An 11,310-nucleotide genomic window follows, 5' to 3' on the forward strand; every position below is an offset into this window, starting at 1 on the left:
TCACTAAGTGTAATCTTTAGTAAATTAATAGTTAATCTGGTAAAATAAAAAACCTAACATATATAAAGGGGAGTTTTACTTGAGAACGATGCAAAAATTATTACAAAAAAGAGCAATGCAATCACCAAATTTGGAAGCGCTTGTAGGCGGAGAGAAAAGGTATTCGTTTCAGCAGTATAATGAACGAGTAAATCAGCTTGCACATTATTTGTTACATAATGGTGTGCAAAGAGGAGACCGTATAGGAATACTATGCAAAAATAATCACCCGTTTCCAAGCGTTATGATGGCAAGTTTAAAAATTGGAGCGGTATGTATTCCGCTAAATCATCAGCTTACTGCTTATGAATTAGAAACGATTGTAAAAGAAGCGAAATTAAAAGTATTAGTTATTGATGAAGAATTTAGTGAAGTATTATTAAAGATTGATGCTGTTAAAGAAATCCCTTATGTAATTCAAACGACAAAAGAAGGCTTTGGTTCATTTGAATTAGAGTTGCAAAAACAGCCAACGTCAGAACCGAACGTAGAAGTTCATGAAGAAGACGATGCCATTTACTTATTTACTTCAGGAACGACTGGACAGGCGAAAGCATGTGTAATTGGACATAAAAACTTGCATCATTATTTTGCTGAAATTGCGGGCCAAAGAGAAATCCCAGCAGGTGAACGTTTTTTATCCGTGCATCCATTGTTCCATATGAGTGGCGTGCTTTCTATTTTAAATTGTATTTATCATGGCGTTACGATGATTTTCTTAGCTGATTCGAATCCTGCTATTATTTGGGATAAGATTGAAGAAGAGAAAATTACTACGATGCTTGCGTTCCCAGCTGTTTATAGTTACATGCTTGATGAGCTAAATAAAAAAGAACGTAACATTTCAACCTTTAAAGTAGCACAAAGCGGTGGTACAAAAGTGCCAGAAACACTCATTCAAAAATATATGGAAAAAGGAATATATATGGTGCAAGGCTATGGCAGTACAGAAGGTTGGGTTGTAACCTCATGGCATCCAATGATGGGAAAAGAAAAGATGTCTTCTGTAGGAAAAACACTGAAACATGTAGAGGTGAAAATTGTTCATCCAGAAACAGGTGATGAACTAACAACAAATGAAGTCGGAGAGATTCATGTAAGAAGTCCATACATGTTTAAAGGATATTGGAATAATGAAAAGGCGACAAAGAAGGTAGTGAAAGATAATTGGTTTAACATGGGTGATGCTGGCATGATAGATGACGACGGATTCCTACATATTATGGGAAGATATAAAGATGTTATCATACGCGGTGGTGACAATGTATATCCAGATCAAGTAGAAGATGTTATTCATGAACTACATGGTGTTTTAGAAGTTGCAGTAGTTGGAGTTCCAGATGACTTTTGGGGAGAAGTTCCAAGAGCTTACATTGTGAAGGATGGCGAAACAACATTAACAGAAGAAAGTATTACTCAGTATTGTAAGGAGAAATTAGCCAGTTACAAAATACCAGAAGTGGTATTCATAGAAGAATTACCGAAAAATGCTTTAGGAAAAGTGTTGAAGAGGGAATTACGAGATGTAGTTCTTATGAAATAGAAAATTATGAAACGATGGAGAACCCAGTTATGTATAAAGCATGACTGGGTTTTTATGTATCAAAAACATAATAATTTACTAGATTTTGTATTTCATGTAAGATAATAAAGAATATTCAATTAATAATTCGAGGGATGAAATTAAATGAAGCTACCGTTATTAGAAGTAGAGACGGATAGACTCATTATCCGTCCATTTCAAAAAGATGATTACGAAAGTTGGTTAGATGGATTTAATAAGAGACTGCCATCGCAGTATAAATATGACGATGGCTATCAAGTTCTGGTATCATCAACAAAAGCATGGTTCACGGAATGGATAAGAGGTTTTGATGAAGCAGCACATAGAGATGAGATGTATGTATTAGGCATTTTTCGTAAAGAAGACGGAGCTAATATTGGAAAGCTAGAGCTGATAAAAATTTTACGAATGGATTACCAATGGGCGATGATGGGGTATTCCATACATAATCAATACTGGAAAAATGGATATGGCATAGAAAGCGTGAAAGCTGCGTTATCGTTATTTTATAATAGTCTTCATTTTCATAGAATTGAATTACATATACATGTTGATAATGAGCCATCCGTTCGTCTTGCGGAACGATCAGGTTTTTCTTTTGAATGCGAGAGAGAGGCGTTTTCTTTAGAGAATGGTAAGTGGATGGATTTTCTTATTTATTATAAAAATAAAGAAATGAACAAATAAGGAGAAAAGAAAATGAAGATTATAAACGTATTTCATTACGACGCATTTACGAATAAACCAAATAAGGGAAATCCAGCAGGTATTGTATTAGAAGCAGATGGATTAACGGAAGAGAAAATGCAAATTATTGCTGAAAAAGTTGGATATAACGAAACAACTTTTGTTCTTTCTTCAGAAGTAGGAGATATAAGAATGCGTTATTTTACACCTGGTTTTGAAATGGATTTATGTGGTCATGGGACAGTAGGGACGATATATGCTTTGCGCGAAAAAGGTTTATTAGAAGAGAAAAGTAACCTTACGATTGAAACGAAGGCTGGGATTTTACCGATACAAATAGGTGTAAATAAAAATGGAGAAACCTTTATTAAAATGAGACAGGCAGCACCTCAGTTTAAAGAATTTACAGGTTCAAAAGAAAAATTAGCTCATAGTATTGGTTTAGAAATAAATGATTTAGATGTAAGTTTACCGATTGTATATGGAAGTACTGGTAATTGGACTGTAATTGTACCGATTAAAAATCTTAATGCATGCGAGAGAATGAAACCTAATAATGCTGCATTTCCATCAGTATTAAAAGAAATACCTAATGCTTCTATTCACCCAATTTGTCTAGAAACTTATGATGAACTAGCACAAATGCACGGCCGTCATTTTTCATCAGCTTACGCTGGGACGATTGAAGATCCAGTGACAGGAACAGCTTCAGGTGTAATGGGAGCGTATTATGCGGAGTATTTAGAGAAAGATTTTGAACATGAATTGGATTTAATCGTTGAGCAAGGACAGGAAATAAATAAAGATGGTCGTGTAACTGTTTATGTAACGAAAGAGATAGAAAACGAGAAGTTACAAATAGATATTGCTGGAACAGCGGTGTATGTGAAAGAGTTTGAAGTTTCAATATAAAGTGAAACTTTAATCAGTGGGGGTTTTACTGCCCGGTGAATAGCAAGATAAAAAAGAAAGCCCGGAATACATCCGGACTTTCATTATCTGTTCAATACTTCAATGTACGAAGCATTTCCGGTTGTTCTTAAAGCGGAGCGGAAATTATTATTTTCTAACGCCACAGCAACTTGTTGTAACTGCTGTGCATCATCATGATGGATAAGTAAGCTGTCAGCACCGCTTTCTTCTATATGAATGTGTTCGACATTTCCGATAGCATCATGTACAGCTTTTAAAAATTCAGGTTTCATGGTGTCCTCCTATATGTATGTAACGTTGTTATTTAGTATTTCCTTATTTTTGAAATATAAAAGTAAATGAAAGGAGAAATAAAATGAATATAACGCAGTTTAACGAACAGATAACATCATTATTTGAAGAGCATCTTCACAAATATGGCGATGATGAATATGGTTTTACTCATATAAGTAAAGATGAATTTCACAAAATCGGTTACACAACAAATCTGACATTAGAGACGATTGAAGAAGCGTATAAAAATGGAGTCGATATGATAGTTACACATCATGCGCCGTGGAGTTTTTTATTTGGTATGGAAAAGGCTTGTATTGAGAAATTGAAGCAATATGAAATGAATCATTTTTGGATTCATTTGCCGTTAGATTTTGTAAAGTTTGGCACGTGTACGTCGTTATTTAACGGAATTGGGATAGATACAATACTAGAATATTCCACGTATGAGGAAGAAGAACTACCGGGAATAGGAGAATATAAAGAAGCGATTCCTTTTTCAAACTTAGTTGGAAAACTGGAAGAAAAAATGGAAGAGAAAGTGAAGAGCTGGAGAAATCATGATAAACCAGTAAAACGGATTGCGATTTTAACCGGTGCAGGAAACAATACAAATTTAATTGAACGTGCATTAGAAAAAGGATGTGACACGTACATAACAGGTGAAAAAACATTATATACAGTGCAACATGCGAAATTTAAAGGGATTAATTTAATTGTAGGCAGTCATACTTTTACAGAAGTGTTTGGTGTAGAAAGTTTGGCTCATAAATTACAAGACAGAGACCCGGCAATAGAAATTATTAGAGTATATGAAGAGCATTTAGAGTGATGAAATCACATCACATTACCATAAATGGAATGAACTATATGATGGAATATTGAAGAAAGCCATTGTAATAAAATAAAATTGTTGTTTGCTATATTAGGATGGTTGGCAGGATTCCCCTCACGTTTGTCAAATAATAGTAAAGTTGTCTTTTGAATTAAGGGAATCTTCCGAATTAAAGGGTGAGAGAATGGAAATTTCAATAATCACTGCACAACTAATTAAGGAAAAAGTTATTTCACATTATCCAAATAGCGTAAAAGCATTAAACGGGGGAACGACAAGTACTGTATATTTGTTGGATGAACAATACGTTGTAAAGTTGAATGAATCGGATGTCATACGTGAAGAAGCTTATTTTCTTCAGTTTTATAAAAAGGACGAATTATTTCCAAAGCTTTTATATAAGGAACCTTTAAATCGCTATATTGTTTACTCATTCCTTGAGGGCACAACGTCTTGCAAACTAGGCCATAAACGGAGTGTTCTTTGTAAACTTGTAAAGGAAGTTATCAATAAGTATGAAGTGGCTACAGAGGTTGATGGCTGGGGATGGAAAGAAAATCTGCTTCAATCTTGGAGTGAATTTTTAACAACAAATGTGATAGAAGCTCATGAAAATGTAAGACGTTACATAAGTGAAGAAGAGTATAGAACGGTTCTTAATTTAGCAAATAGGGATGCTGGAATAAATCAGCCATTTTTATTGCATGGTGATCTTGGATTTCATAACTTTATATTTAAAGAGAATAAACTGCACGGTGTAATTGATCCTTTACCAGTGTTAGGAGATCCTATATACGATTTAATTTACGCGTTTTGTTCAACTCCGGAAAATTTAACAAAAGAAACAATTAATTATGCGATGAAACAGTGTGTATTTCATAAAAAAGACTGTGATTTATATGAAGAAATAGTCATAGGATTATATTTACGTATAGACACATGTTTAAGACACCACCCGAAAGATTTAGAAGATTATTTAATAGCTTGGCGTTATTGGATGGGTGAAATTAAGCCGGCTTTATAGCACAAATATTTTTGGGGGAGATAGTGAAATGAATGTTGCAGAAGCGAAAAAGGATTTAGCAATAAAAACGAAGAGAGGCTTACCGATTATATTAGCCGGCGTTTTATTTTGGATAGTTATGAGTATAACGGGATTTGTTCTTTCTGAAAAACAAGTGGTGTGGGTATATTTAATCGGTATGGGCTGTGTGTTTCCTTTTGGCTTAATGATAGCTGCTATATTGAAAATTGATATGTTTGCGAAAGGAAATCCGTTAGGGGTTTTGGCAGGCTTAATTGGTGGGATAAATGTATTGAATATTCCACTTGTATTACTTGCCTATTTTCAATTTCCAGAATGGTTACCTTTTGTAGTAGCGATGTTAATAGGTGTTCATTTTATTCCGTACGTATGGATTTATGAAAGTAAAAGTTATGGTTTATTGTCAGTAGGGACTGTATTTGTAACGTCAGTTTGTGGGATTCTTTTTGCAGAAAAAGGATTTATTGTAATTCCATTATCGGTTACAGTTGTCTATTTACTTACTTTTATAAGTTTGTTAATTGAAAATAAAAAAGCAGATCATTATCAACAAAAGTCAGCTTAATAAAGAAATAGGGATAGGGGGAATTATTATGGAAAATTTCGTTTGTACAACGTGTGGTGTGCAGTATGCAGCGAGTGTAGAAGAACCGGTGAGTTGTCATATTTGTGATGAAGAGAGGCAATATGTTAACCAAAAAGGACAATCTTGGACGACACTAGAAAGCTTACAAACAGGTGATACATATAAAAATGAAATAATCGAAGAGGAAAATGGACTTTATAGTATTACGACAAAACCAGGATTTGCGATCGGTCAAACTGCATTTATAGTGAAAACAGAGTCATATCGTTTACTATGGGACTGTATTACGTATTTAGATGAAACGACAATTGAGAAGATAAAAGAGCTTGGTGGATTAGATGCAATTGCATTGTCTCATCCGCATTATTATTCAACGCAGGTAGAATGGGCGGAGACATTTGATGTACCAATTTATATACATGAAGATGATAAAGAGTGGGTAATGCGCCCGAGTAGTCGTATTATTTACTGGTCTGGAGAGTCATTACAATTAGCTAATGGATTAGTCATTCATCGTTTAGGGGGACATTTTAAAGGTGGATCTGTCTTACATTGGGAAGAAGGTAATGATGGAAAAGGGATTTTGTTAACAGGTGATATTATTCAAGTTGTAGCGGATGAAAGGTGGGTAAGCTTCATGTACAGCTATCCAAACTTAATTCCACTACCAGCGAGAAAAGTGGAAGAAATGGTGAATCGAGTGAAGCCGTTACAGTTTAATCGTTTATACAACGCTTTTCATCGAGTAGTAAAAGAAAATGCAAATGAGGCAGTTGAACGTTCTGCTGAAAGATATATAAAAGCAATAGAAGGAAAGTTGTTTCATACGTAAAAGGAGAATAGCTTAATGAAAACGTTAGTATGCTTTGGAGATAGTATTACAGCTGATGAAACATTTTTTAATGGAATGCCGAGATTAACACCACGTTTGCAAGAGGTGTTTCCGAACTGGAAAATAGTGAATGCAGGTATTCCAGGTGATAATACATTTGATGCGTTAAATAGAATTGAAGAAGATGTAATATCATATAAACCAGATTTCGTAACAGTTTTTCTTGGTACGAATGATGCAGTCCCTTTTTCTCAAGTGTCATTACAAGCATATAAAGAAAACTTAGAGAAGATTGTGAACCAAATTTCATCAAATAAAGTACTACTGATTAGTCCTGCACCAGTTGATGAAGAAAGACAGCATAACAGAACAAATAGAGTACTTGGTCAGTATGCAGACGTGGTGGAGGAAGTGGCGAGGGAAACAGGAAGTTATTTTCTAAACGTATTCGCTGAAATGATTCAAGAACGGGATTATAAAAGGTTTGTAGAAAATGATGAAAAAGATGGGTTACACTTTGGGCCAGAAGGTTATGAGTATGTAGCGAAGTTAATTGGTGAAAAGTTAAAAGGGATTTTATAAGGAGCAAAGCACTTAGTGCTTTGCTTTTTCGTATTTCTTTCGCAGTCCATAAACTTATTGATCGCTGTAATTTGGACAGATATTTTGCGTTTTTATCCCGCATTAACTGTCCGTAAACGCCCCATTGGTGAGGGCTAATAATCAGTGGGGGATGAACAAAAACCCCACTGATTAAAGTTTCACTTTATGTGCTTAAAAGGCGAGTTCTGTTTTAAAGTAATATAAATTTATTTTTAAAAATTTATATTTCGTAGTTGAAAATCAATAAAGGTGTAACTATAATAGTTACAGTAAGTTTGTTATTTTGAAATGTACACATTGAATTACAAGAATGAAGGGAGTTTTTATGTAAATCAAAAAGTTATAAAAATCTATTAATTTTTATAATAAGATAAAATGCTTTTCGGTTCATACACATTATGAAATATGTTATTTCTAATAGAAAACTAGAGGTGGAAAAATGAAAAATTTTAAAGGTATGTTGATATCATCACTTGCAATTACAACTTTTGCTGGGGTAGGTACGACATTTGTAACAAATACAGTATATGCTGCTAATAACGATTCTAGTAAAATACAAGTTCGTTCTAATAAGAGTATAAACACAACAACTGGCTCGAGAGGGCCTGTATTATCAGTCAATCCTTATGATGAACCTAGATTTTCGAGACAGGGATATCTTGAAGAGGCACCTTTAGGAATTAATGCTCCTTATGCTTGGGGAATTAAAGGAGGAAATGGTCAGGGAGCAACTTTTGTAGATTTGGAAGAAGGCTGGTTATTAAATCATGAAGATTTAGTCGGTCAAAATATTGAATTTATGTCTGGAAAAATGAGTAATGATCTTTCTCACGGTACTTCAGTTCTAGGTGTTGTTTCTGCAGCTGACAATGGAATTGGGAACATTGGGATTGCACCAAAAGCAAAGGCAAAAGTAATTTCAGTGATCCGAGATAATGGGAGAATCGATGTAAGAGATGCTATTTTAAGTGCCGTAGATTCTTTACAGGCTGGAGATGTTTTATTAATAGAAGAATCCTTTAAATATGATGGATATGGAGATGACCCTTTACCAGTAGAAGTATACCCGAGTATATTTAACGCAATTCGCAAAGGTACAGATAAAGGCATTATTATTGTAGAAGCAGCTGGTAATGGTGGGATTGATTTAGATGAATTTAAAGACCGTAATGGTAAGCAGATTTTAAATCGAAATAGTCCAGACTTTAAAGATTCAGGAGCTATTATAGTTGGAGCATCTACTGCAAGAGTTCCTCATAAACGTTTAGCTTTCTCTAACTATGGTAGTAGAATTGATGTATATGGTTGGGGAGAGTATGTTGATACATTAGATACATATCAAAATCAAAATAGTAAAGGACAAAAAGTTACAGATCAGAACATAATTAATCGTTATACTTCTAATTTCCGTGGTACTTCTAGCGCTTCGCCTATAATTGCTGGGGCTGCTGTATCGATTCAAGGGATTGCTAAAGAACATTTAGGTAAGGCATATACACCAAAAGAATTGAGAGCAATTTTAAGTAATCCTAATACAGGCACAAAGTCTAATAACCCATCATCTGATAAAATAGGGGTTTTACCAGATTTAAAAGCGATTTTGTCTAACCTTGGATTTCATAGTGATTTGACTACCAATGATCCTATGGTATTTCCAGATAACGTAGAAAAAAATGAAGGAAAAGAAAATTCAACTTTCGTATTTCCAGGTGAAGAAACAAAAAGAACAGGTGATAAAAATTCAACTGTAACCTTCCCAGAAGAAGATTTAAAACAGGAGGAAAAAGAAGAGGGATTAATTGTTTTTCCTGATTAATAAAAAAATACTACCTTCCATTTGGAGGTAGTATTTTTTATTTCTTGTCAATAACAAGCAGGCATGAAATTTGTATTTGTTTATCTTTCATAATGAACTTAACCACAAAATCGAATATTTGACTGTTAATTTACTTTTTCGTCTCAATCAATTATATGAATTAATCTAGAAATGCTTGCTGCAATGCTTTCAGTCCATCACTGTAAATGCCATGAAACAGATTAATTGCCTCTTCATCACTAACTTCAACAGGAGTGAACGTACCAGACCACTCTACTAACGATGTGTTACTTTCAGTACCTTCTTTAACCTGGATTGTAGATAAATAATTAGTGACTGGGAACGGTGCATTCATGATTGAATACGTGTAGTAGCGCTCTTTATCATTGAATACTTCTAATCGTTCTATAATTGTATCGCCATCTGGATTAGCTAGATGACGTACACGACCGCCTTCAGTTAATTTACTGCTAGGTATATAAGGTAACCAGTCTGGAAGGGAGTTGAAACCTCCGATTAATTGCCATACTTGTTCCGGTGAAGAAAACATTTCCATAGATGTAGTAGTATGTGCCATATTCATTACGCTCCTTTTCATCCCGGTATTTACGGGTAAATAATCAGTGGGGGATGCTCCCACTGATTAAAGTTTCATTATTATTTTACGTTGATTGGTAGTGGTGCATTAGGTGCTACTAGTTTTTGTTCGCGCATTTCTTCCCAGAATGCTGCTGGAATTACTGTATTTAAGGCGTTTTGGTCTTCTACAATTCGTTCCGGTTTACTTGCACCAGGAACAACGGCAGCAACTGCTGGATTTGCTAGTGAAAATTGTAATGCAGCAGCTTTGATGCTGATGTCGTGACGATCTGCAAGAGCTTTGATTTTCTCAACCTTTGCAATAATTTCTGGCGATGCTTTTTGATATTCGAAGTGAGCGCCTCCAGCAAGAATACCTGAGCTATATGGGCCACCAACAACAATATCCATATTATGCTTTACAGCTGCAGGCATTACTCGTTGCAATGCACGTTCGTGGTCTAATAATGAATAGCGACCAGCTAGTAAGGATATATTTGGTTTCGCTTCTTCTAAATCAAGCATAAGTTCAATTGATTCTACTTTGTTTACTCCAAGCCCCCAGCCCTTAATAACTCCTTCTTCACGTAAACGTGTTAGCGCACGGAATGCTCCTGTTCGAGCTGTTTCAAATTGTGAAATCCACTCATCACCATAAAAGTCTTGTGCTAAATCATGAATGAAAACAAAGTCTAGACAATCTGTTTTTAAACGTTTCAAACTTTGCTCGATAGAACGAAGTGTTGCATCTGCGCTATAGTCATTGATCATTTTATTTTTGCGACCAAATTCGAAAAGTCCGCCTTTTTCACCTAAATCACGTGCAGATGGATCTTCTAGTTCATCTGAAATCGTTCGACCTACTTTGGTGCTTAAAAAGTAATCATCACGATTTCTTTTTGACAGTGCTTCACCAAGACGGATTTCCGCTAATCCAGATCCATAAAGTGGAGCTGTATCAAAGTAACGAACGCCATTCTCCCAAGCAGCATCCACTGTAGCGATTGCTTCTTCCTCTGGGATATTACGGTACATATTTCCTAGTGGTGCTGTACCAAACCCGATTTTTTCTTTTAGTAATTTACTCATTATAGATATCCTCCTAAAATATATTTGAAAATTATTTATTCATTGTGAATGGATGTGAAAATGAAAACATGTCATTTCATCGTCTGACAAAATGTATGATAAAAATACTCACTTTAAAGTACAGGTAATTTCTAATACTTCATGACTTACTCAACTCTTACAAATGCTATTATGAAATGTATTTTACATAATGAAAAGTACGTACTTTAAAGTGATATAGATACTAAAAAGTAATACAGGTACTTTTTGGTGCCGTACTACTCATCTGCTGTTTACGTATGCTATTATGAAACATGTTTAACACAATAAAAAGTACGTACTTTAAGGTGCTATAGATACTTAAAAGTAATATTTAAATATTTTAGCTTATTTGTCTTATAAAATTATTAAAGGAGATTTTTATATGAAAACATACAATATTCCTGTAGA

At 34.6% G+C, this 11,310-nt stretch carries 12 protein-coding genes; 9 read left to right on the forward strand and 3 right to left on the reverse strand.

The window, feature by feature from the left end:
- Nucleotides 1-79: 79 nt before the first annotated feature.
- The 3 genes from DN403_RS25420 (at nucleotide 80) to DN403_RS25430 (ending at nucleotide 3,202) form a co-directional block, all read left to right on the forward strand.
- Nucleotides 80-1,582: a class I adenylate-forming enzyme family protein gene (locus DN403_RS25420; RefSeq protein WP_001259943.1), complete on the forward strand. Its 1,503-nt coding sequence runs from the start codon at nucleotides 80-82 to the stop codon at nucleotides 1,580-1,582.
- Between the two features lie 144 nt (nucleotides 1,583-1,726).
- On the forward strand, nucleotides 1,727-2,290 hold the full coding sequence (locus DN403_RS25425; protein ID WP_000775342.1) for a GNAT family N-acetyltransferase: 564 nt from the start codon (nucleotides 1,727-1,729) through the stop codon (nucleotides 2,288-2,290).
- 12 nt (nucleotides 2,291-2,302) lie between these two features.
- Nucleotides 2,303-3,202 carry a PhzF family phenazine biosynthesis isomerase gene (locus DN403_RS25430; RefSeq protein WP_000691783.1) on the forward strand — a complete coding sequence of 300 codons (900 nt, stop codon included), beginning with the start codon at nucleotides 2,303-2,305 and terminating at the stop codon, nucleotides 3,200-3,202.
- Between the two features lie 83 nt (nucleotides 3,203-3,285).
- Here the strand turns inward: DN403_RS25430 and DN403_RS25435 are convergent, their stop codons facing one another.
- The gene (locus tag DN403_RS25435; protein ID WP_000801655.1) at nucleotides 3,286-3,495 is read right to left on the reverse strand and encodes a hypothetical protein; all 210 of its coding nucleotides are present in this window, start codon (nucleotides 3,493-3,495) and stop codon (nucleotides 3,286-3,288) included.
- Between the two features lie 83 nt (nucleotides 3,496-3,578).
- Here DN403_RS25435 and DN403_RS25440 point away from each other — a divergent pair, with 83 nt between their 5' ends.
- The 6 genes from DN403_RS25440 to DN403_RS25465 all read left to right on the forward strand — a co-directional run bounded on the left by DN403_RS25440 (nucleotide 3,579) and on the right by DN403_RS25465 (nucleotide 9,213).
- Complete coding sequence (locus DN403_RS25440; RefSeq protein WP_001027990.1) at nucleotides 3,579-4,328, forward strand: Nif3-like dinuclear metal center hexameric protein; 750 nt, start codon at nucleotides 3,579-3,581, stop codon at nucleotides 4,326-4,328.
- A gap of 187 nt (nucleotides 4,329-4,515) precedes the next feature.
- Nucleotides 4,516-5,355: an aminoglycoside phosphotransferase family protein gene (locus DN403_RS25445; RefSeq protein WP_000406146.1), complete on the forward strand. Its 840-nt coding sequence runs from the start codon at nucleotides 4,516-4,518 to the stop codon at nucleotides 5,353-5,355.
- 28 nt (nucleotides 5,356-5,383) lie between these two features.
- Nucleotides 5,384-5,941, forward strand: coding sequence for a DUF7010 family protein (locus DN403_RS25450; protein ID WP_001099747.1), 558 nt, complete (start codon nucleotides 5,384-5,386; stop codon nucleotides 5,939-5,941).
- Nucleotides 5,942-5,969: 28 nt separating this feature from the next.
- Nucleotides 5,970-6,794, forward strand: a complete 825-nt coding sequence (locus DN403_RS25455) for an MBL fold metallo-hydrolase (protein ID WP_000427246.1) — start codon at nucleotides 5,970-5,972, stop codon at nucleotides 6,792-6,794.
- Between the two features lie 15 nt (nucleotides 6,795-6,809).
- A complete protein-coding gene (locus DN403_RS25460; RefSeq protein WP_000855216.1) occupies nucleotides 6,810-7,376 on the forward strand; it encodes an SGNH/GDSL hydrolase family protein in 567 nt (188 codons plus the stop codon).
- Nucleotides 7,377-7,836: 460 nt separating this feature from the next.
- Nucleotides 7,837-9,213, forward strand: a complete 1,377-nt coding sequence (locus DN403_RS25465; protein ID WP_000787693.1) for a S8 family peptidase — start codon at nucleotides 7,837-7,839, stop codon at nucleotides 9,211-9,213.
- 160 nt (nucleotides 9,214-9,373) lie between these two features.
- Here the strand turns inward: DN403_RS25465 and DN403_RS25470 are convergent, their stop codons facing one another.
- Together DN403_RS25470 and DN403_RS25475 are read right to left on the reverse strand one after the other, a co-directional pair.
- Nucleotides 9,374-9,790, reverse strand: a complete 417-nt coding sequence (locus DN403_RS25470) for an SRPBCC family protein (protein WP_000951539.1) — start codon at nucleotides 9,788-9,790, stop codon at nucleotides 9,374-9,376.
- Nucleotides 9,791-9,870: 80 nt separating this feature from the next.
- Entirely contained in the window at nucleotides 9,871-10,881 is a 1,011-nt protein-coding gene (locus tag DN403_RS25475) for an aldo/keto reductase (RefSeq protein WP_088024550.1), read from the reverse strand.
- Between the last annotated feature and the right edge of the window lie 429 nt (nucleotides 10,882-11,310).

This window comes from Bacillus sp. AY2-1 (assembly GCF_008368965.1).
Classification (GTDB): Bacteria; Bacillota; Bacilli; order Bacillales; family Bacillaceae_G; genus Bacillus_A; species Bacillus_A thuringiensis_S.